The 20,179-nt window shown below is 57.7% G+C and carries 18 protein-coding genes, 3 tRNA genes and 2 pseudogenes; 13 read left to right on the top strand and 10 right to left on the bottom strand.

Annotation, left to right across the window (positions count from 1 at the left end):
• Position 1: 1 nt before the first annotated feature.
• Positions 2–862: a LysR family transcriptional regulator gene (locus PS14A_RS11430; RefSeq protein ID WP_122704478.1), complete on the bottom strand. Its 861-nt coding sequence runs from the start codon at positions 860–862 to the stop codon at positions 2–4.
• 118 nt (positions 863–980) lie between these two features.
• Here PS14A_RS11430 and PS14A_RS11425 point away from each other — a divergent pair, with 118 nt between their 5' ends.
• The 4 genes from PS14A_RS11425 (at position 981) to PS14A_RS11410 (ending at position 3,524) form a co-directional block, all read left to right on the top strand.
• Positions 981–1,832: an NAD(P)-dependent oxidoreductase gene (locus PS14A_RS11425; RefSeq protein WP_042609811.1), complete on the top strand. Its 852-nt coding sequence runs from the start codon at positions 981–983 to the stop codon at positions 1,830–1,832.
• Positions 1,833–1,866: 34 nt separating this feature from the next.
• Positions 1,867–2,199, top strand: coding sequence for a chorismate mutase (locus PS14A_RS11420; RefSeq protein WP_042609810.1), 333 nt, complete (start codon positions 1,867–1,869; stop codon positions 2,197–2,199).
• A 46-nt stretch (positions 2,200–2,245) separates the two neighbouring features.
• The gene (locus PS14A_RS11415; RefSeq protein WP_110599395.1) at positions 2,246–2,899 is read left to right on the top strand and encodes a hypothetical protein; all 654 of its coding nucleotides are present in this window, start codon (positions 2,246–2,248) and stop codon (positions 2,897–2,899) included.
• Positions 2,900–3,131: 232 nt separating this feature from the next.
• Entirely contained in the window at positions 3,132–3,524 is a 393-nt protein-coding gene (locus tag PS14A_RS11410) for a RidA family protein (RefSeq protein WP_009049394.1), read from the top strand.
• A gap of 191 nt (positions 3,525–3,715) precedes the next feature.
• On the opposite strand, the pseudogene PS14A_RS11405 reads toward PS14A_RS11410, so the two are convergent.
• A pseudogene (locus tag PS14A_RS11405) lies at positions 3,716–4,317 on the bottom strand (terminase small subunit).
• Here PS14A_RS11405 and PS14A_RS11400 point away from each other — a divergent pair.
• A pseudogene (locus PS14A_RS11400) lies at positions 4,317–4,802 on the top strand (tyrosine-type recombinase/integrase); the annotation flags it as partial. The pseudogenes PS14A_RS11405 and PS14A_RS11400 sit on opposite strands and share 1 nt — an antisense overlap.
• A gap of 93 nt (positions 4,803–4,895) precedes the next feature.
• On the opposite strand, the gene PS14A_RS11395 reads toward PS14A_RS11400, so the two are convergent.
• A tRNA-Leu gene (locus PS14A_RS11395) sits at positions 4,896–4,982 on the bottom strand.
• Positions 4,983–5,470: 488 nt separating this feature from the next.
• On the opposite strand from PS14A_RS11395, the gene PS14A_RS11390 reads away from it, so the two are divergent.
• Positions 5,471–6,010, top strand: a complete 540-nt coding sequence (locus PS14A_RS11390; protein ID WP_016774514.1) for a GAF domain-containing protein — start codon at positions 5,471–5,473, stop codon at positions 6,008–6,010.
• An 83-nt stretch (positions 6,011–6,093) separates the two neighbouring features.
• On the opposite strand, the gene PS14A_RS11385 is transcribed toward PS14A_RS11390, so the two are convergent.
• From PS14A_RS11385 to PS14A_RS11360, 6 genes are all read right to left on the bottom strand, one after another.
• A tRNA-Cys gene (locus tag PS14A_RS11385) sits at positions 6,094–6,167 on the bottom strand.
• Between the two features lie 46 nt (positions 6,168–6,213).
• Positions 6,214–6,289: transfer RNA gene (locus PS14A_RS11380), tRNA-Gly, on the bottom strand.
• Positions 6,290–6,349: 60 nt separating this feature from the next.
• A complete protein-coding gene (gene pgsA, locus PS14A_RS11375) occupies positions 6,350–6,910 on the bottom strand; it encodes a CDP-diacylglycerol--glycerol-3-phosphate 3-phosphatidyltransferase (protein WP_041478738.1) in 561 nt (186 codons plus the stop codon).
• A 32-nt stretch (positions 6,911–6,942) separates the two neighbouring features.
• Positions 6,943–8,766, bottom strand: coding sequence for an excinuclease ABC subunit UvrC (uvrC, locus tag PS14A_RS11370; protein ID WP_024012762.1), 1,824 nt, complete (start codon positions 8,764–8,766; stop codon positions 6,943–6,945).
• A gap of 2 nt (positions 8,767–8,768) precedes the next feature.
• Positions 8,769–9,410: a UvrY/SirA/GacA family response regulator transcription factor gene (uvrY, locus tag PS14A_RS11365; protein ID WP_212616201.1), complete on the bottom strand. Its 642-nt coding sequence runs from the start codon at positions 9,408–9,410 to the stop codon at positions 8,769–8,771.
• Positions 9,411–9,537: 127 nt separating this feature from the next.
• The gene (locus tag PS14A_RS11360; protein ID WP_212616200.1) at positions 9,538–9,981 is read right to left on the bottom strand and encodes a GNAT family N-acetyltransferase; all 444 of its coding nucleotides are present in this window, start codon (positions 9,979–9,981) and stop codon (positions 9,538–9,540) included.
• Positions 9,982–10,587: 606 nt separating this feature from the next.
• Here PS14A_RS11360 and PS14A_RS11355 point away from each other — a divergent pair.
• Entirely contained in the window at positions 10,588–11,661 is a 1,074-nt protein-coding gene (locus PS14A_RS11355) for a 3-deoxy-7-phosphoheptulonate synthase (RefSeq protein ID WP_130909662.1), read from the top strand.
• A 52-nt stretch (positions 11,662–11,713) separates the two neighbouring features.
• Here PS14A_RS11355 and PS14A_RS11350 read toward each other — a convergent pair whose 3' ends face one another.
• Entirely contained in the window at positions 11,714–12,793 is a 1,080-nt protein-coding gene (locus PS14A_RS11350; RefSeq protein WP_212616199.1) for a hypothetical protein, read from the bottom strand.
• A gap of 334 nt (positions 12,794–13,127) precedes the next feature.
• On the opposite strand from PS14A_RS11350, the gene PS14A_RS11345 reads away from it, so the two are divergent.
• The 6 genes from PS14A_RS11345 to PS14A_RS11320 all read left to right on the top strand — a co-directional run bounded on the left by PS14A_RS11345 (position 13,128) and on the right by PS14A_RS11320 (position 20,040).
• A complete protein-coding gene (locus PS14A_RS11345) occupies positions 13,128–13,997 on the top strand; it encodes a triacylglycerol lipase (RefSeq protein WP_130909668.1) in 870 nt (289 codons plus the stop codon).
• A gap of 94 nt (positions 13,998–14,091) precedes the next feature.
• Positions 14,092–14,373 (top strand): peptidylprolyl isomerase, encoded by a 282-nt coding sequence (locus PS14A_RS11340; protein WP_016774509.1) that lies wholly within the window; start codon positions 14,092–14,094, stop codon positions 14,371–14,373.
• Positions 14,374–14,504: 131 nt separating this feature from the next.
• Positions 14,505–16,373, top strand: a complete 1,869-nt coding sequence (locus PS14A_RS11335) for an extracellular solute-binding protein (protein WP_212616198.1) — start codon at positions 14,505–14,507, stop codon at positions 16,371–16,373.
• Entirely contained in the window at positions 16,373–17,434 is a 1,062-nt protein-coding gene (locus tag PS14A_RS11330) for a microcin C ABC transporter permease YejB (RefSeq protein WP_212616197.1), read from the top strand. The genes PS14A_RS11335 and PS14A_RS11330 overlap by 1 nt, the downstream gene beginning before the upstream one ends.
• The gene (locus PS14A_RS11325; RefSeq protein ID WP_212616196.1) at positions 17,434–18,456 is read left to right on the top strand and encodes an ABC transporter permease; all 1,023 of its coding nucleotides are present in this window, start codon (positions 17,434–17,436) and stop codon (positions 18,454–18,456) included. The genes PS14A_RS11330 and PS14A_RS11325 overlap by 1 nt, the downstream gene beginning before the upstream one ends.
• 9 nt (positions 18,457–18,465) lie before the next feature.
• Entirely contained in the window at positions 18,466–20,040 is a 1,575-nt protein-coding gene (locus PS14A_RS11320; RefSeq protein WP_212616195.1) for an ABC transporter ATP-binding protein, read from the top strand.
• Positions 20,041–20,179 lie beyond the last annotated feature (139 nt).

Below are 20,179 nucleotides of genomic sequence, written 5' to 3'. Positions count from 1 at the left end.
ATCAACCGCCTGCCTGAGTGCCAATCATGACGGAGGCCAGGTCGGCAAGCGCGCGCAGACTGTCCATCTGGCGCATGTCCTGGTGGTAGCCCATCCAAATGTCGCGGCCTGGTGGCGGTTCATCTGAATCGATCAGACGCAGCGCCGTCAACTGGTCGCCCAAAGCGCGGGGCAATACCGCGACGCCCTGCCCCTGCGCACACATTTGCGCCTGGACTGTGCGGCTGCTACTGGTAAACACGGTACGCGCCAGAGGGTAACGCTGCTGCAGCCACTGCACATCGGGATAATGAGACTGGGCAACACTCATGGTGATCAGACCCAGCCCGGCGCCCTGTGGCTCAGGGTCAGCAGATCCAACGGCTGCGTATAACCCGTAAGTCAGGGAGATCAGCTTGCGGTGCACGATATCGGGTTCGGTGAACGGAACGATTCGAAACGCGATGTCGGCGTCGCGGCGAGCCAGATCAAACAATCGATGCCCGGCAATGACCTCGGGCACGATCAATGGATAACGCCGGCCCAGTTCACTCAGCACCGGGGCCAGCACATAACAGGCGAACCAGTCAGCGCAGGAAATGCGCAGCACACCTTCGGGCTGTGCGCTGTCCCCCGCGAGGCGCCTTTCGATGGCCAACGCACTTTGCTCCATTTCCTGCGCGAGGCTGAGGAGCTTCTCGCCGCTGTCGGTCAACACGAGACCTTGGTTGGTACGCAGGAAAACGGGTTGGCCACTGAACTGTTCCAGCACCTGCAAGCGCCGCCCCACGGTCGGATGGCTGACCCCCAACAGCTTGGCGGCAGCCCCTAATGACCCGCTGCGGGCAATCGCGAGAAAGACCCGCACATCACTCCAGTCCATGCTCCGCCCCCGTACAAAAATGAACAGTGAGAGTGCAGCAATGGCAGTGCCGTAGCAATCCCGTGCCCGACATACTTGTCTGCATTCACCGTCGTCGAATACCAACCGGAGACTGCAAATGAAGATTGGTTTTATCGGAGTGGGATGCATGGGCAGAGCCATCATTCCACTGCTCGTCCGCGCTGGCCATCACGTCTCGGCATGGAACCGCAGTCAGGCGGCGATCAAGGATCTCGAAGGCATCAGCGTTATCGAAACGCCGGCCTCGGCGTTCCAGCAAGAGGTAGTCATCACTCTTCTGGCCGATGATGCCGCCGTCAGGCAAGTGCTGCTCTCCAGCGCTGTTCTGGAAACTGCAGACAAAGCTTGCGTGCATGTCGTGATGTCGACCTTGTCGCCTTCGCTGATGTTGGAGTTGCAGCGCGAACATGAAGCCGTCGGCATGCCATTGATCGCGGCGCCGGTCTTCGGCGTGCCCGCCGTGGCGGCCAAGGGCGAGTTGAATATCCTGGCGGCCGGATCGCAGGCCGCTGTCTCGACCGTCCAACCGCTGTTCGACCTGCTCGGGAAAAAAACCTGGTATCTGGGCGACCAACCTGAACAGGCCTGTATCGCGAAAATCGCCGGCAACATGATGATCACCCAAGCCATCCAGTCGCTGGGCGAAGCCAGCGGACTCGTTCAACGCCACGGACTGAGCCCTTCGATTTTCATCAAGCTCATGACCCAGACCCTGTTCGCCTGCCCCAGTTATCAACGTTATGGGCAGAACATCGTCAGCAGCAATTTTGAACCGGGATTCAAACTGTCGCTTGGCCTCAAGGATATGAATCTGGCGATCGATGCGGGTCGTCTCAAGGGGCTGGAGTTGCCAGCGGCGGATGCCGTGCGATTGAAAATGACGTCGGCGGTAGCCAGGGGAGATGGCGACAAGGACTGGTCGGTTTTTGCTCAGCAGACGAATCATTGAGAAGCTCTTTCGAACACCTGTCACGAGGTCATTCATGGAAAACTCCGACATCGCGCGTCAACTCTCAACATTCAGGAAAACCATCGACAATATCGACGCCGCCCTCATCCACCTGCTCGCGGAACGGTTTCGCTGTACCGATGAGGTCGGATTGCTCAAGGCCCGATATCAGTTGCCTGCGGTAGACGAGGCCAGAGAGCAGCAGCAATACCAGCGTCTGGCAGCACTTGCTCAGGAGGCCGAGCTGGATACGGCCATCGTGCAGAGGCTGATGCAGTTGGTCATTGGCGAAGTGGTCGAGCGCCACAGGCAGATCGCCGCCAGGCATGCCCCGGCACCCGCCAATAACCCTGACCCTCGGGCCTGACCCCGGCGCCACTTATCGAAGCAATCAGACAAACGAGCAGAACCGCATGAAATGGCCAACGATCGAGCAAATTCGCAGCTTCACCGATTTACCCTATGGCTACAGTTGGGATTACCTGAAACGTGAGGAGATCAATGTCGCGACAGATTTTTTCCGGACATGGTTTCCCTCCATTTCGGTGGGGTTGGCAAGCCCGTTTCTGGACCAGCAGTTCTACGCAGACAACGTGGTGCTCGAAGACGATCCGGATCGAGGCATATTCGCTACCGTCGTCCGCCAGAACGATGAGATTGTCGCTATCGCCACGTGGGAAAAAATTGACGGTGCTGACGTTATTTTCGGGCGGGTCGGCGCGGTAGCCAAACCGCACAGACAAGCCAGACTAGCCGTTGCGGCCCAGGACCTGGGAGAAAAAATCGGCACGTTCATGGGCGCGGGGCTGATCTATGGCATGGCAACAACCCGCACGCCGTATATGCAACAAGCACTGGAGCAAGCCGGTTACAAAGCGGTAGGGATAATGCCTGGCTTGGACCGGGAAGAAACAGCACCTGGAATCGTGCGCAGGGTTTACGAAGTCATCTACGTAAAACGGCTCGCACCACACGCCGACTTTCTCATTCCTGCCGGTCATAACCTTACCCCTACAGTCGCGCGACTTTACGCAGATATATTTCAAGGTGATGACGACACGAACTGACGAGCCAGCCTAGCAGCGAACCAACCATCGAAATGCTTCTGATCAGTAACGCTACCGGCTCGCGCCTTTTGCATCGATCGAGGTAGCCACATTAGGTAATGAGTTCAAAAAGACTCAGCAGCGGCTAAAAGCACCTGTGGGGTTGATTAATAGATGAGAAGTGAACTGAGTGGATGCGGCTCTGGCCCCTGAGTTAGCTTTCGTAACCGTTCTAACTTGGGGCTCCGCAATCATGACTGACCGTCAGATCATTGTTCCAGATGGCATGAGATTGATCTACGAGCGCGCGGGTTATGCACCAGCAGTAAAGGTAGGAAAAACTCTCTACTGCGCGGGTCAGGTAGGCAGGACGCCGGAATTATCCGTCATTGAAGAACCTGAGCAGCAGTTTTTAGCTGCATGGGACAATCTCCGGATCGTCTTGGAGGCAGGTGGCTGTAAATTTGAAGATGTCGTAGAAATGACAACTTACCACGTCGACATGCACCGTCACATGCCAATTTTCAGACGCGTAAAGGATAAAGTATTTCCGAGAAGCACTTGTGCATGGACCTGCATTGGTGTCAGTGAATTAGCTCGACCTGGCCTTCTCGTGGAGATCAAGTGCGTCGCAGTAGAGCGATAACCCTCTGACAAGAACCTGCATATCCAGGTCTTAAAATGGGTGACTACGCATGCGGTGGTAGATTCAAAATTACACTTGCCTGCTGCATCGGTAGGCGCGTGATAACACTTTACGCCGACGGCTAATACTGACTGGAAGCAGGCGCCAATCAATTCCGATGCGAGCAGAAAAATGCCTATCAGCGGATATCCTTAGCACTCGCTAAACGCAAATCCAAAGTCATCGCTTGACACTTGTGCCGCTTCGTTAAGTCGTTGGCGCAGCGCAGCCGTTAGCTGCCTCTCCACCACCCACGGATCCGACAGCGCGGCGAGTTGTGGCGCCAATTGCGGCGACAGGCTCATTAGCGAATGATTAAGCGATCGCGCCGTTTCAAAAGCGGCTTTCTGCACAAAGCTGATTTCCACCAGCTCCCCCTGCGCCTTGCGAAACTCCATCTCAGCCATCCGCGCCAAGTAGTGCTCGCGATGTGCACGCGCTTTCTGAAAGTCCGGGGACTGCCCTTGCGCGGGATCAACGGGCGGCGGCGCAGCCATGTTGGTCGGTTCGGATTGTGTAGCGACGTGGCTGTACACATTACGCTGAAGCCGCTCCTGTTGGTGGCGAGCAGCGACGGCAGCCTTGCTCGGGTCAGCGGTATCGCGGATCAATGCTTCGGTGGCCAGAACGTCGACCTGCTTGCCATTGGGGACAGGACCAGTCGACCGTTTTCCTTCAGCCAGGTGATGTAACTCGGTGAGCGGCCGATGTGTGCGGCGAAGGCGCTCTTGGATAGGTACGTGGCTGCGGTCATACCAGCATGCCGATCAACCATTAAGAGATGCTTTGGACCTGTTCTATCTAACAGGTCAGAGGGTCGCTGACACATTGAAGATGGATGAGCGCGACATAAAGGACGGAAAGCTCTCCGTCCAGCAAGGCAAAACTGGGGCTAAACGAAGGATCGAAATCATTGGTGAGCTCAAAGTCGTAATAGATCGAATCATGGCGCGAAAGACCGGACAGAAAATCAGATCAACACGCCTGGTAGTAATCGACTCTGGGCAGCCGATGACGACCAGCATGCTCAGAAAAAGGTTCGATGACGCCAGGGAAGCAGCCGGGATTCCAAAAGCAGAATTTCAGATGCGCGACCTACGAGCAAAAGCGGCCACGGATAAAGAGGAGTCAACAGGGAACATCAGAGAAGCTCGAGACCAACTTGGGCACACCACCGTAGGGATGACAGAACAGTACATCCGTATGCGGAAGGGCATGAAGGTCACCCCTACGAGGTGACTAACGGTCACGAATTGCGGAAAAGATTTTTTGATTGCGGAAAAAAGAACTAAGGGCTTGCATGAGGTATGTCATGCAAGCCCTTGATATTCATGGTGCCCGAAGCCGGAATCGAACCGGCACGCCCTTACGAGCGGGGGATTTTAAGTCCCATGCGTCTACCAGTTTCGCCATTCGGGCGGTAGCGCGGTGTTGCTTTGCTCAGCCTTGCGGTTGCGATCCTGACAGGATGGCCGCTTGAAAAGCCGAGCGGGGAATATATACATCACGTCCCGGTGAAGCAAGTTTGGAGTGCGCGATTTGAGAACTAAATATCGCTGACCGAGGAAAATCAAAAAGCCTCAGAAATCAGGGAGCTACGGAGTTTGCTTGAAGTAGACGCCGAGGTTACTGGCAAATCGCAGCAACCCGACTGGAAATTGAGACGATAAACTCAAAAGATTCAGACGCTCACCATCACCTTAGCTGCACGGGTGACAGATGTTTCATCGATTGAGATTATGAGCAGGCAACCCAGGACTGGACGGGATGTCTACGCTAAAGGATGGCGCCGAAATCAATAATCAAAGGGTAATCAGCACGCCCCCCCCTTCAACCACGATCACGCCTCACAGAACGTCACCAGAGCAGTGCTCAGGGATGTACAAGCAATCAGGAGATTTGATTCCATGCAAATGAGTGACACCGTTCTAAAAGCGTCTTTAAGCCAAGAGGAGCGCTCGGCGATCGCCGAGATCGAAGCGACCACCAATATCCTGCAACTTGTCACCCGTCTGACCGGTACACGCTTTGCCGGCATCGCAAAATTCACTGAAACAGAGTGGATCGTTTGTTCGGCGTACGATCCGATTGAACTGGGAATAAATGTCGGCGATACGCTGGATCTGGAAACCACCCTTTGCAGTGAGTTTCGACGAAATCCGCAAGCCCTCTTCCTTCCACAAATCAGCCAGGATGGACGACTTTCGTCACGTCCTGTGGTGAAGCAATATTCGATTGAAAGCTACGCAGGCGCGCCTGTTTTCCTGCCGGACGGGAGACTCTGGGGTGCCTTATGTGCTCTGGACTCAAGGGCTGTTCTGTTTGACAACCCCGATCTTGCAGAGACATTGACGCTGTTCGCGCGGCTCATTGGCTGCATCTTTTTCTCGAATCTCACGGTGGAAGGTGCCAGCCACATCCAGACCGGATCGTGCTTGACTGATTGACCCTCCGCAAACAGGTGAGCACCACATTTTTCTGCAGACAACAAAAAACCCCGTAGATCATTGATCTACGGGGTTTTTGATAGTGGAGGCCGAGGTCGGAATCGAACCGGCGTAGGTGGATTTGCAATCCACTGCATAACCATTTTGCTACTCGGCCTCAAAGTCTTTGCTGTCAGTAGCACAACAACAAACACTGTACAAATTGGAGCGGGAAACGAGACTCGAACTCGCGACCCCGACCTTGGCAAGGTCGTGCTCTACCAACTGAGCTATTCCCGCTTGGTGTGGCGCATTCTATAGAATTAAGATGCCCCGTCAACCCCTTGATTCAAAAAACTTTTATTTCTTTTCGACATCGGTCTTCAGGTGCGGCCAGGCGGCGCGAAGGTATTGAACCATCGACCATAGGGTCAGCCCTGCCGACACGATCAACAATGTGTAACCAAGCACGACCCAGAAGCTGAGAGCCTTTGGATGGGCCAGCAGAATCACCAATGCGAGCATCTGCGCAGCGGTTTTCCATTTGCCCAGATTGGAAACAGCCACCTGTGCCCGGGCGCCGAGTTCGGCCATCCATTCGCGCAGGGCCGAAATCACGATCTCGCGACCGATGATGACCGCCGCTGGCAGCGTGAGCCAAAGATTGCCGTGTTCCTGCACCAGCAGGACCAAGGCAACAGCGACCATGAGCTTGTCGGCGACCGGATCGAGAAACGCCCCGAACGGAGTGCTCTGCTCCAGTCGGCGCGCCAGGTAACCATCGAGCCAGTCAGTTGCGGCCGCAAAGGCAAACACCGAGGCGGAGGCCATGTAACTCCATTGGTAAGGCAGATAGAACAGCAAAATGAAGATCGGGATGAGCAGGACGCGTAGAACGGTAATCAGATTAGGGATATTCATCGGCACAACTGGCTACGAGGTGAAGGGGCATTCTACTCACTATGCAGGTTCGCATAAATCGACTCAGCGAGCTTTTTACTGATCCCCGGGGCTTTGGCGATCTCTTCGATGCTTGCACGAGACAGCTCCTGCAATCCACCAAAATGTTTCAACAGGTCACGGCGGCGTGTCGGCCCTACCCCTGCCACGCCTTCCAGCGTTGAGGTTCGGCGGGTCTTGCCGCGACGAGCGCGATGCCCCGTAATTGCGAAGCGGTGTGCCTCATCGCGGATCTGCTGAATCAGGTGCAGGGCAGGTGAATCGCCGCGTAATGTGAACTCGTGCGCTGCATCATTCAGATACAACGTTTCGAAACCGGCCTTGCGCGTGGCGCCCTTGGCGACGCCTAACAGGATCAGATCCGGTACGGCCAGTTCGTTGAGCACATCGCGGGCCATCGACAATTGGCCTTTGCCACCGTCGACCAGCAGGATGTCCGGCAACTTGCCCTCGCCGTCCTTGAGTTTGCTGAAGCGGCGAGTCAACGCCTGGTGCATGGCCGCGTAGTCGTCGCCGGCGGTGACGCCTTCGATGTTGTAGCGGCGGTAATCCGACTTGATCGCGCCTTCCGGCCCGAACACCACGCAAGAGGCCACCGTGGCTTCGCCGCTGGAATGACTGATGTCATAGCATTCCAGGCGTTGCGGCGGTTCATCCAGATTCAGCACTTCGGCCAGCGCGTCGAATCGCGCGGCGGTGTGCTGACGGTTGGCGAGACGCGCGCCCAACGCTTGCTCAGCGTTGGTCACGGCCAGTTGCTGCCAGCGCGCACGGGTACCGCGCACCCGATGGCTGATAGCCAACTCACGGCCGCGCAATGTGTGAATCCCTTCGATCAACGCCGGGAAGTCTTCGTGAACCACGTTGACGATCAGTTCGCTCGGCAGATCGCGTTCGGGGCTGCTGATGTAGTATTGGCCGAGGAACGCTGCCATGACCTCGGAAACGTCTTCCTCGATGCCCACCTGCGGGAAGAAATTCTTGCTGCCCAGCACTCGGCCACCGCGCACGCTGATCAAGTGAACACAGGCGCCGCCGGGATTGACGAATGCGGCAATAACGTCGATATCGCCGGTTCCGCCTTCCATGCTTTGCTGGTCCTGCACCCGACGCAGCAAGGCAATCTGGTCGCGCAATTCGGCCGCGCGTTCGAATTCGAGATTGATCGCTGCCTCTTCCATCGCGGTGGACAGCTCGTTAGTCAGCGCGTGGCTGCGACCTTCGAGGAACATCACCGAGTGGCGCACGTCTTCGGCGTAGACGTCAGGCTCGACCAAACCCACGCATGGTGCCTTGCAGCGTTTGATCTGGTATTGCAGGCATGGACGAGTGCGATTCTTGTAATAACTGTCTTCGCACTGACGGACGAAAAAGGTTTTTTGCAGGATGCTCAGGCTTTCACGAATGGCCCCGGCACTCGGATACGGCCCGAAATACTTGCCCTTGGCCTTTTTGGCGCCGCGATGGATGCTCAGGCGCGGAAACTGCCCGTCGGAGAGGAACACGTACGGATAGGACTTATCGTCGCGCAGCAGGATGTTGTACGGCGGGCGCCACTCCTTGATCAGCGTTTGCTCAAGCAGCAGCGCTTCGGTTTCGTTGGCGGTGATGGTCGTCTCGACCTGAGCGATACGCCCGACCAATGCAGCCGTTTTCGGCGCCAGCCCGGTCTTGCGAAAGTAGCTCGCCAGACGTTTCTTCAGGTTTTTCGCTTTGCCCACGTACAGCAGGCGCGCTTCGCTGTCGAACATGCGATAGACGCCGGGCCGACCGCTGACGGTCGACAGGAAAGCACTGGAATCGAATGTCTCGGTCATGGTCAGGCGCTGGCATCCACCATGCCGTGACGCACCGCGAGCAGGGTCAACTCAACGTCGCTGCTGATCGAAAGTTTCTCGAAAATGCGGTAGCGGTAGGTGTTCACGGTTTTCGGCGACAGGCACAACTTGTCGGAAATGATCTGGACCTTCTGGCAGCCTACAATCATCAAGGCAATCTGGATTTCCCGCTCGGACAACGCGTCGAATGGCGAATCATTGGTTGGCTGGAATGATTTGATCGCCAACTGCTGAGCGATCTGCGGACTGATGTAACGCTGCCCGGCGAAAACCAGCCGAATGGCCTGGACCATTTCCGGCAGGCCCGCGCCCTTGGTCAGGTAACCGGCGGCGCCGGCCTGCAGCAAACGCGTCGGGAAAGGGTCTTCCTCGCACACCGTAACGGCAACCACCTTGATATCCGGATGGCTGCGCAGCAGTTTGCGTGTGGCTTCGAGGCCGCCGATGCCGGGCATCTTGACGTCCATGAGCACTACGTCAGGCTTCAACTCACGGGCTTTGATCAGGGACTCTGCACCTGACTCGGCCTGACCCACCACCTGCAGGCCATCGATATCGGCCAGCATCCGTGTAATGCCTGTACGAACGAGATCATGGTCGTCGACCACTAGCACCCTAATCAAGCAGACACCTCGCGATATGGTCTTATTGGGATGCCCGACACCTTAGCAAAAAGTGCCCGACAGACCTAGCGGAAAGCCGCATTTAAAAAGTTTCAATTCATCATTCAGGGCTTGCCAGCCGTGGGTTTCAGAGCACAGCTGTACTTAAATCGAGCTGCATCCTGAGGAAACACTCATCCCTGCCCACGATGCGCAGTCCCTTGCGTACATACAGTTTCTGCGCCGGGTTGTTATCGAACACTGTCAGCCGTAGCGCCGGTCGTCTTGCCTGACGAGCCATGTCGATAACCTGATCAATGGCCCAGGAACCCGCGCCCTGCCCTTGCCTGGCATGATCAATCTGCAATTCGCGCATATAGAGCGCTCGCGAATCCTGGCTCAGACTGAAAAAGCCGATCGGCGTTTCATCCCCCAGAATCATCCAGTTGTCACGATACCGCCAGCCGGCGTCGAACGCCTCGTCCTGCCACAACAGATCGTGGTCAATGTAATAGCGCAGCATGGTGCGACAGGTCAGGTCCCGTGCAAAAGCAAGATCATGATCGGTGGCATGCCGAATTCGGTAACTCATTCAGCTCTTCTCCAAGCGCAAAAATGTACTTTAACCGGATCGTTTGCCACTGATAGCCGTTTTGCTCGGCGAGCAATAGCATTTTCTGATTGCTGACGCGTATCAGCGTCGAGTAAGCTCGGCGCATTCATCGGAGACAGACCATGTTCAACGCCCTTTCACAGTCTTGCATCGCCAGCGCCTCGCGCTCGGTGGCGGCTGCCCGGGCGAATGTCACCTGCGCTCCGGTCAATTTCTATTTTGGGTATTGGTTTAGCCACTGGCGCGCCTGATACCCACACGGCGCCCATGATAACGGGTCGCCTACCAGAGATTTCTCAACCCCCGGTCGGCCTCCCGACCGGGGGTTTTGTTTTTTCAGGCCCACAATTTTCAGCACCACACCAGACACTTCGAGGAATACACCATGAACTACGCCACTTATTACCGTTACGACAGCTTTAGCGCCTGGCGATTTACCAGCCTCCGCTCGGGACAGCCTGCCGCCTCCGATCGGTCACCTACAGGTGGCAAACACACACGCCTAGCCAGTACGGCCATTTGTCGAACACCCCAATAGGGCCGAGTGCGCGGGAAAAACCCGCCATCCGCCCAGGAAGACCAAACATGAACTCTTCAGTTTCCGCGTTGCCGCTGTCCACCCTCGATTCTGCCAACGAAGCGCTGACCCTGCGCCTGCCCAGCTCGTTGCAGCTCAAACAGCAATTACCGCTCAGCCATTCCCTGCATCAGCAGGTCAATGCCCATCGCCAGGCGGTGCGCGCCATCCTCAACGGTGAAGACCCGCGCCTGCTGGTCATCGTTGGCCCCTGCTCTATCCATGATCCGCAATCGGCGATCGAATATGCCGGCAAACTCGCTCGCCTGGCCGAGGATGTCAGCAGTGAAATGCTTCTGGTCATGCGCGCCTACGTCGAAAAGCCGCGTACGACGGTCGGCTGGAAAGGGCTGGCCTACGATCCACACCTGGATGGCACTGACGACATGGCCGCCGGCCTGACGCTGTCGCGCGAACTGATGCTGGAAATGATCCGGCTCGGGCTACCGGTCGCTACCGAACTCCTGCAACCCATGGCCGCCAACTACTTTGATGACCTGCTGAGCTGGGTGGCCATTGGTGCCCGCACCACCGAATCGCAGATTCACCGAGAAATGGCCAGCGGCCTGAACATGCCGGTGGGCTTCAAGAACGGCACCGACGGCGGCGCCGCCATCGCTGTCGACGCCATGCGCTCGGCAGCCCATCCGCATCGGCACTTCGGCGTTGACAGCCAAGGGCATCCGGCGATCGTGCAAACAGCCGGCAACGCTGACACCCACATCGTGCTGCGCGGTGGCCATCAAGGGCCAAATTACGACGAAACCAGCGTAGCGAAAATCAGGGCCGAGCTCAGCCGACTGAATATCCCCAGCCGGATCATGGTCGACTGCAGCCATGCCAACAGCGGCAAAGACCCATTGCGTCAGCCAGCGGTGTTCAACGATGTGCTTGAACAACGCCTGCGTGGTAACCAGTCGCTGATCGGCATGATGCTGGAGTCTCACCTGTTCGAAGGCTGCCAGCCGCTGAGCACCTCTCTGCGCTACGGCGTATCGGTCACCGATGGATGCCTCGGATTCGCCGCAACGGAACAATTGCTGACCGACGCTGCGCAGCGCCTCGCACAAGCCAGAGCCTGATATCAGATCGCCCTCCCTCTCCGTACAGAGTGCGGAGGGCCGACCGCCCAGGCTATGCCACTACGCTGATCCGCCTGACAGCAGATTGCTGACTGACATCGTCCAGACGTTCGATGGTGTAGGCAATATCGACTGTCGTGCCGTGATGCTCGCGCCAGAACCGATGGGGAACAATGAAACGCACCGGTTGCCCCGCCGTCTCTTGAGTGATCTCCAGATCATCGCGATGACTGAAAAACTCGCCGTCACACTTGAGATAGACCAATTCATCCGCCTGCACCTGCGCCTCTTCCATGCGAATGGAAACGCCGTCGAGCGAATCCTTCAGTGACAACACGTTTTCAACCGCTTCGACGACATCCGGCGCAATCAGTTGCGCACGCACCGCAGGCCCGAGGAAAACCGTTGCAGGCTCCGACGTTCGAATCGTTCCACAGCGCTGTTCGACACGATAAGCGACGACGACTTCACCACCACGATGCGCTTCGATGTAGCTGCCCGGCACCCAGAACGACAGGCTTTGGGCGACGGCGTAGGCCTCAACGTTCAACGAGTCGGTAAAGATCTCTGGCGAGGTATCTCCGTGCCAGGACACCGTCACCCGATCTCCCGCAGACATTCTCGCGTAAGGCTGCAGAGTCACCAGGGTGCCCTCGGCCACTCGCGACGGATCCAGCGCTCCGTTTACCGAGCCTTCTATCTGCGGTGCCAACAGTTGCGTACGGACATCACCCACAGACAGTTGCAGGCGAGCAGATTCCATTGCCTTGGGTGCGGACGCAGTTCGAAGTGTCGAGTAAACCTCCAGCGAACCTCCATCCAGCGCGGCCACATGCATTCCTTTGATGACGAAAATTACGTCTTTGCCAATCTGCGCCTGGCTGATGAATCGAACGCTCTCGTATTGATAGGCAAAGCCTTCGATATCCAGCCCCTCCCAGTACAGCACCAGCTGATCGCCACAGCTCATGTTGGCATAAGGAGAAATGCGAACGATGGCCCTGACCAGCGAAGGATCCAACACGCTCCCTTTTAGCCCGTCAATCGTCGGCGCGATCAGAGGGTCGACGGACAGCTCGGCAACCATCGGCTGACGCATGCGCCAGCAAAACTCGACTTCATGGCTATTCATTTTCGTTTCCACTCCCTGGAAAACGTGCCGCCCCGAATGACGACACTGACATCTACATTGAGCATCTTTCCACACGATTTAGATGTCAGCTCAAGACACCGCGATGACGCGGCAAACGCGCCGCCTGAAGTAGGCAAGGACCCTCACGGTGAGTTCCCAACGACAAACGACCCTATGAACTTCCGATTCGGATTTCACAGCTCTCCGAAATTTCGTACGCCTCGTAGTCCATTTTCAAACACAACGCGAAGCCTCTTCGTACTTCCTCGGCGATATGGGTGTTTTAGAGTGGCTCGGTGATTTCCCGATGAACTTCTACGAAAAAGGTAAGAACATGCAAAGGAATGCTACAACTCGTTATCCCATCCTGTTGGTCCACGGTCTGTTCGGGTTCGAGCGTATCGGTCATTTCGAGCTGTTCCATGACGTCAAGTCCGCGCTGAAAGCGGCTGGCTGTCGATTGTTTGTTCCACACCTTTCGGCCACCCACGACAATGAAATGCGGGGTGAGCAACTGCTGTCACAGCTGGCCTGCGTACTGCGAGGCACAGGCGCGAAGAAAGTCAACCTTATAGGACACAGTCAAGGCGCACTCGCTGCGCGCTATGCGGCGGCGCTTGCGCCAAACGTCGTTGCTTCAGTCACCTCCGTCAGCGGCCCGAACCATGGCTCGGAGCTTGCCGACTTCCTGCGCAAGGCGCTGATCCCGGGCAAGCTCCCCGAAGCTGTAGCACAGAACGTGGCGACGCAATTTGCTGACTTGCTGTCGCTGCTCAGCGGCAGCGTGGCACTGCCGCAGAATGCATTGGCCGCACTCAACGCACTGACGACAGTCGGCGTTGGTCAATTCAATGACAAGTTTCCCCAGGGATTGCCGCAAACCTGGGGCGGCCACGGCGCCGAGCAAGTCAATGGCGTGCGCTATTACTCGTGGAGCGGCATTGTCCCGCAGTCCACGTTCCCAGCGCAGGATCCGGTTCAGCGTATATGCGGTGTGCTGGCGCAATACTTCACCACCGAAGCCCAGCAGAATGACGGTTTCGTCGGACGCTTCAGCAGCCATCTCGGCCAGGTTATCTGCTCAGATTATCCAATGGATCATCTGGCTAGCCTGCGGCGTACCACTTGCGCAAACGGGCCATCTCCTGATCCGATTGAACTGTATGTCGAGCACGCCCGGCGTCTGCGGATCGCAGATCTTTGAATAGCGTCAGGGACGCAGAATGGAACTTTGCCGAGAATTCGCCCACTGATTCCGGTAGGCTCCACCTTTTATTGAAACAGTTCGGAGAATTCCCATGGCTAAAGCCACTGCCCGCCACATCCTGGTTTCCAGCGAAGACAAGTGCAACGAACTCAAGGCTCAGATCGAAGCCGGCGCCGATTTCGCTGAAGTCGCCAAAGCCAACTCCAGCTGCCCGTCCAGCCGTCAGGGTGGTGATCTGGGTTCGTTCGGTCCAGGCCAGATGGTCAAGGAATTCGACACCGTGGTGTTCAGCGCGCCGATCAACGTCGTGCAAGGCCCGGTAAAAACCCAGTTCGGTTATCACCTGCTGGAAGTCACCAGCCGTCAGGACTGATTCGTCGTCCGATTGCTGACAACGGCCCACCCTTTGGTGGGCCGTTGTGTTTCAGTTACATATACGGCTGGCGAGTGGCGCGCGGCTCGCGTACAACTTGCGCTTATCGATTTTGCGTTCCAAGGCTGACGATGCGACTGGTTTTTCCCACACTGATGCTCACCGCCCTCGCCCTGCTCACGGGTGCCGCCGGTGCGACCGCTGCCCCGCAACACGCACTGACCGTTTACGGCGAACCGGCCAAATACCCCGCCGGCTTCGGCCATTTCGACTACACCAATCCGCAGGCGCCGAAGGGTGGGACGATGCGGCGCTCGGCAATCGAAATCGGCCACTTCGATCATCTGCTGCCTTATATAGACAAAGGCATCGGCGTGACGCAGATCGACGGTCTGCTGTATTCGCCACTGGCCCAGCGCTCGCTGGATGAGCCTTACACGGTGTACGGCTTGGTAGCAGAAAAAATGGAACGCTCGGAAGACGGTCTGTCGCTGCGCTTTTTCATCAACCCGAAGGCGCGTTTTGCCGATGGCAAACCGATTACCGCCGAAGACGTTCGCTACACCTACAACCTGCTGATGAACCAGGGCAGCCTGCGTTATCGCACCCAGTTTGCCGACGTCAAAGGCGTCGAAATCGAGGCACCGCTGACCGTGCGCTTCGACTTCAAAAGCAACGAAAACCGCACCCTGCCTCTGGATATCGCGACCCTGCCGGTGTTCCCCGAACACTGGTGGAAGAGCCGCGATTTCGCCGGCGGCGGTGGTTATGAACCACCGCTGGGCAGTGGGCCTTACCGGGTCGGCAAGGTCGACTCCGGGCGCAGCATCACCTTTGAACGCAATGGCGACTGGTGGGGCAAGGACCTGCCGGTCAGTCGCGGCCTGTACAACTTCGATCATTTCAGCATCGAGTACTTCGGCGACACCGACGTCGCCCGCCAGGTGCTGCGTGGCGGCGCCTATGACTACAACCGCGAGTTTTCCGCGACGGGATATTCGATCGGCTACGACAGCCCTGCCCTCAGCGATGGCCGTTTGCAGAAAGCCCACCTCGCCACCGAAGCGCCGCAATCGGCCCAGGGTTTTGTATTCAACCTGCAAAAGCCGATGTTTCAGGACCGTCGCGTGCGCCAGGCGCTGGCGATGCTCTGGGACTTCGAATGGAGCAACCGGCAGATGATGCGCAACGTCTATATCCGCCAGCAGAGCTACTTTTCCAATACCGATCTCGCCGCCCGGCAGTTGCCCGATGCGCAGGAATTGAAAATCCTTGAACCGCTGCGCGGTCAGGTGCCTGAGGAAGTATTCAGCAAGGTTTTCGAGGCACCGAAGACCGATGGCAGCGGCATTATTCGTGACAAGCAATTGCAAGCCCTGGACTTGCTCGAACAGGCCGGCTGGAAGCCCGATGGCGATCAACTGGTCAACAGCGCCGGTGAGCCGCTGAGTTTCACTTTTCTGGTCAGCCAGAACGGCATGGATCGCCTGCTGCTGCCCTACAAGCGCACGCTGAAACAGATCGGCATCGAGCTCAATATCCGCCGCATCGACTCCTCGCAATACGTCAATCGCCTCATGAGCCGCGACTACGACATGATCGTCACTGGCTACCCCGTCACCACTTCGCCGGGCGGTGAATTGCTCAACTATTTCGGCTCGGCTGCGGCCAACGATCCGGGGGCGAACAATTACATGGTGCTGAAGGACCCGGCGGTCGACACCTTGATCAACGGGCTGATCCGCGCCTCTACTCAATCGGACATGCTGCATTACGCCCATGCGCTGGACCGGGTCCTGCAATGGAATTACTACTGGATTCCCAATTACTACCCGCCGGGCACCTCGACCGTATGGTGGAACCGCTTTGGCATTCCGACGGTGCAGGCGAGCAATGACGAAGCCATCGAGAGCTGGTGGGAAATCAGCCGCACGCCACTGACCAATCAGCAGATGACCGCTGAGAAAATCAGTCGCGGCAGACCAGGAGGACCGCACTGATGTGGGGTTACATACTGCGGCGCCTGCTGCTGATCATTCCGACGCTGGTGATCATCCTGCTGGTCAATTTCGTCATCATTCAAGCCGCGCCCGGCGGACCGGTCGAACAAGCCATCGCCCACCTGCAAGGCATTGGCGGCGCCGGTGTTGGCGGTGGTGCCAGCGAGACATCGAGCAACGCTTCGCGCGCCAGCCGTGGCCTCGATCCGCAACTGATCAAGGACATCGAGAAACAGTACGGTTTCGACAAACCGGCTCATGAGCGCCTGTGGCTGATGCTGAAGAACTACTCGCAACTGGACTTCGGCAAGAGCTTTTTTCGCGGCGCGACAGTCACTGACCTGATTCTGGAAAAGATGCCGGTCACCATCTCACTCGGGCTGTGGGCCACACTGATCACCTATCTGGTGTCGATACCGCTGGGCATCCGCAAGGCTGTGCACCACGGCAGCCATTTCGACATCTGGAGCAGCACGGCGATCATCATCGGTTACGCCATGCCAGCCTTTCTGTTTGCGATGTTCCTGATCGTGGTATTCGCCGGTGGCACTTCGCTGAACTGGTTTCCGGTGCGCGGGCTGGTCTCCGACAACTTCGAATCGCTATCGACGCTGGGCAAGATCGCCGATTATTTCTGGCATCTGGTGCTGCCGGTCACCGCGCTGGTGATCGGTGGATTCGCGACCTTGACGATCCTTACAAAAAACTCGTTCCTCAATGAAATCACCCGACAGTACGTCGTTACGGCCCGAGCCAAAGGCTTGAGCGAACGCCGTGTGCTGTACGGACATGTATTTCGCAACGCCATGCTGCTGGTGGTTTCGGGAACTCCTCAGGCGTTCATCAGCGTGTTCTTTGCCGGCTCGCTGCTGATCGAAGTGATCTTCTCCCTCGATGGCCTTGGGCGCATGAGTTACGAAGCAGCGGTATCGCGGGACTATCCGGTGGTGTTCGGTTCACTGTTCATCTTCACCCTGTTCGGCCTGCTGATAAAACTGATCGGCGACCTCTGCTACACCCTGGTCGACCCGCGTATCGACTTTGCCGCGAGGAATGCCTGATGTTCAAGCTCTCGCCTTTGGGTCGTCGCCGTTTCGAACGCTTCAAGAAAAACCGGCGCGGCTGGTGGTCGCTGTGGCTGTTCATCGGCCTGTTCATCCTGACGCTGGGTGGCGAACTGATCGCCAACGACAAACCGTTGATGGTCAGTTATCAGGGCCAGTGGTATTTCCCGGTGCTCAAGCGCCACACCGAACAGGAGTTCGGCGGGCAACTGCCGTTTCAGGCCGATTACCGCAGCGAATACGTGCAGAACCTGATTCGCAAGGACGGTGGCTGGCTGGTGTTCCCGCCGATTCCGTTCAGCTCCGACACACCCAACTACGACTTGAACAAACCGGCGCCGAGCCCGCCGACTTCGGTCAATTGGCTGGGCACCGACGATCAGGCGCGGGATGTGCTGGCGCGGGTCATCTTTGGTGCTCGGGTGTCGATTCTGTTTGCCCTCATGTTGACCTTCGTCAGCGCGTTGATCGGCATCGCCGCCGGCGCGTTACAGGGCTACTACGGCGGCTGGGTCGACTTGCTCGGACAGCGCGTGCTGGAAGTCTGGTCGGGGCTGCCGGTGCTGTATCTGCTGATCATCCTCTCCGGTTTCGTCGAGCCGAATTTCTGGTGGCTGCTGGGCATCATGGCGCTGTTTTCCTGGCTGGCGCTGGTGGACGTGGTGCGCGCCGAGTTCCTTCGCGGGCGCAATCTGGAATACGTCAAAGCCGCGCGAGCGCTGGGCCTGACTGACCGCAAGGTGATTTTCCGGCACATTCTGCCGAACGCAATGAACGCGACGCTGAGCTACCTGCCGTTCATTTTGACCGGGGCGATTTCAACGCTGACCGCGCTGGATTTCCTCGGCTTCGGCATGCCGGCCGGCAGTGCCTCGCTGGGCGAACTGATCGGTCAGGGCAAGCAGAACCTGCAAGCGCCGTGGCTCGGGTTGACCGCGTTCTTTACCCTGGCGCTGATCCTCTCCTTGCTGGTATTCATCGGCGAAGCGTTGCGCGACGCTTTTGACCCTCGATCCTGAAGCGTGACCATGACTGAAAACCTGATTGAAATCCGCAACCTCAATGTCGCCTTCCATGGCCAGACCGTGGTGCGTGACCTGTGCCTGGATATCCGCCCCGGTGAGTGCCTGGCGCTGGTCGGCGAATCAGGCTCGGGGAAATCGGTGACTGCGCATTCGATCCTGCAACTGCTGCCTGACACTGATGCGCAAACCGGAGGCAGCATCCGTTATCGCGGGCAGGAACTGCTCGGTGCCGACCCGAAAGTCCTGCGTGAGCTGCGCGGCAATCGCATCGCGATGATCTTTCAGGAGCCGATGACTTCGCTCAATCCGTTGCACACCATCGAAAAGCAGATTGGCGAAACCCTGTTGCTGCACCGTGGCCTCGGCGGCAAGCAAGCGCAGCAGCGCATTCTCGAACTACTCGGACTGGTCGGCATTCAAAAGCCCAAGGAACGTCTGAAAGCCTATCCGCATCAACTCTCTGGCGGGCAACGGCAACGGGTGATGATCGCCATGGCCCTGGCCTGCGAACCGGAGTTGCTGATCGCTGACGAGCCAACGACGGCGCTGGATGTGACTGTGCAGCGCAAGATTCTCTTGCTGCTCAAGTCCCTGCAACAGCGGCTCGGCATGTCGCTGCTGCTGATCAGCCACGACCTCAATCTGGTGCGCAGCATCGCGCAACGCGTGTGTGTGATGAAGGCCGGTGAGATTGTCGAGCAGGCCCCTTGCGAAACCCTGTTCACCGAACCCAAACACCCTTACAGCTGCGTGCTGTTGAATGCTGAGCCGGAAGGTGAAGCCCTGCCCCGTGACGAACGCGAAAATGTGCTGGAGGTCGCTGACCTGCGCGTCGATTTCCAGGTCGGCGGCGGGTTGTTCAGGCGCAAGCAGTATCTGCGCGCTGTCGATGGCATCAGTCTGAATATTCAGCGCGGCAAGACCTTGGGCATTGTTGGCGAATCCGGTTCGGGCAAGTCAACGCTGGGCCAGGCGATCCTGCGTTTGCTGGATTCCGAGGGCAGCATTCGCTTTCAGGGCGAAGCGCTGGACGGCCTCAATCAGAAGCAACTGCGCCCGTGGCGGCGGCAGATGCAGGTGGTGTTTCAGGATCCGTTCGGCAGCCTCAGCCCGCGCATGTCGGTGGCACAGATCATCAGCGAAGGCCTGGAAGTGCACTGCGAGTCGACGGCCAATGAGTGCGATGAGCAAGTGATCCGCGTGCTCAAGGAAGTCGGTCTCGACCCGCAAAGCCGCCATCGCTACCCGCATGAATTTTCCGGCGGCCAACGCCAGCGCATCGCCATCGCCCGGGCCTTGGTGCTGAAACCGGCGCTGATTTTGCTTGATGAGCCGACCTCGGCCCTCGACCGCACCGTACAGAAACAAGTGGTCGCCCTGCTCCGTGATCTGCAGGAAAAATACGGTTTGACCTACCTGTTCATCAGCCATGATCTGGCGGTGGTGCGCGCGTTGGCACACGACATGATCGTGATCAAGGACGGTCAGGTGGTCGAGCGTGGTGCCAGTCACGACGTGTTTGACAACCCGCAACATCCCTACACCAAAGAGCTGTTGGCGGCGGCGCATCCGGGGTAGATTTTTTTCTGTTAATTCGCGGCGCGGCATTCGCGAGCAGGCTCGCTCCCACATTGGAATGCAGCCCCCTGTGGGAGCGAGCCTGCTCGCGAAGGGACCGGTACCGGTACCGGTACCGGCAACAAACAATCAGGATCAG

It is taken from the genome of Pseudomonas sp. 14A, from assembly GCF_018132745.1.
Lineage (GTDB): Bacteria > Pseudomonadota > Gammaproteobacteria > Pseudomonadales > Pseudomonadaceae > Aquipseudomonas > Aquipseudomonas mercuritolerans.
The sequence above is the reverse complement of the archived record's forward strand: the minus strand, read 5'-3'. Positions and strand labels throughout refer to the sequence as shown.

Bases quoted from the DNA above. Each gene is read 5' to 3' on its own strand.
- PS14A_RS11325 (WP_212616196.1), top strand. From the start codon at position 17,434: ATGTTCAAGCTCTCGCCTTTGGGTCGTCGCCGTTTCGAACGCTTCAAG.
- PS14A_RS11340 (WP_016774509.1), top strand. From the start codon at position 14,092: ATGGCTAAAGCCACTGCCCGCCACATCCTGGTTTCCAGCGAAGACAAG.
- PS14A_RS11345 (WP_130909668.1), top strand. From the start codon at position 13,128: ATGCAAAGGAATGCTACAACTCGTTATCCCATCCTGTTGGTCCACGGT.
- PS14A_RS11415 (WP_110599395.1), top strand. From the start codon at position 2,246: ATGAAATGGCCAACGATCGAGCAAATTCGCAGCTTCACCGATTTACCC.
- PS14A_RS11430 (WP_122704478.1), bottom strand. From the start codon at position 862: ATGGACTGGAGTGATGTGCGGGTCTTTCTCGCGATTGCCCGCAGCGGG.
- PS14A_RS11410 (WP_009049394.1), top strand. From the start codon at position 3,132: ATGACTGACCGTCAGATCATTGTTCCAGATGGCATGAGATTGATCTAC.
- PS14A_RS11360 (WP_212616200.1), bottom strand. From the start codon at position 9,981: ATGAGTTACCGAATTCGGCATGCCACCGATCATGATCTTGCTTTTGCA.
- pgsA (WP_041478738.1), bottom strand. From the start codon at position 6,910: ATGAATATCCCTAATCTGATTACCGTTCTACGCGTCCTGCTCATCCCG.
- PS14A_RS11320 (WP_212616195.1), top strand. From the start codon at position 18,466: ATGACTGAAAACCTGATTGAAATCCGCAACCTCAATGTCGCCTTCCAT.
- PS14A_RS11355 (WP_130909662.1), top strand. From the start codon at position 10,588: ATGAACTCTTCAGTTTCCGCGTTGCCGCTGTCCACCCTCGATTCTGCC.
- PS14A_RS11390 (WP_016774514.1), top strand. From the start codon at position 5,471: ATGCAAATGAGTGACACCGTTCTAAAAGCGTCTTTAAGCCAAGAGGAG.
- PS14A_RS11335 (WP_212616198.1), top strand. From the start codon at position 14,505: ATGCGACTGGTTTTTCCCACACTGATGCTCACCGCCCTCGCCCTGCTC.
- PS14A_RS11350 (WP_212616199.1), bottom strand. From the start codon at position 12,793: ATGAATAGCCATGAAGTCGAGTTTTGCTGGCGCATGCGTCAGCCGATG.
- PS14A_RS11425 (WP_042609811.1), top strand. From the start codon at position 981: ATGAAGATTGGTTTTATCGGAGTGGGATGCATGGGCAGAGCCATCATT.
- uvrC (WP_024012762.1), bottom strand. From the start codon at position 8,766: ATGACCGAGACATTCGATTCCAGTGCTTTCCTGTCGACCGTCAGCGGT.
- PS14A_RS11420 (WP_042609810.1), top strand. From the start codon at position 1,867: ATGGAAAACTCCGACATCGCGCGTCAACTCTCAACATTCAGGAAAACC.
- PS14A_RS11330 (WP_212616197.1), top strand. From the start codon at position 16,373: ATGTGGGGTTACATACTGCGGCGCCTGCTGCTGATCATTCCGACGCTG.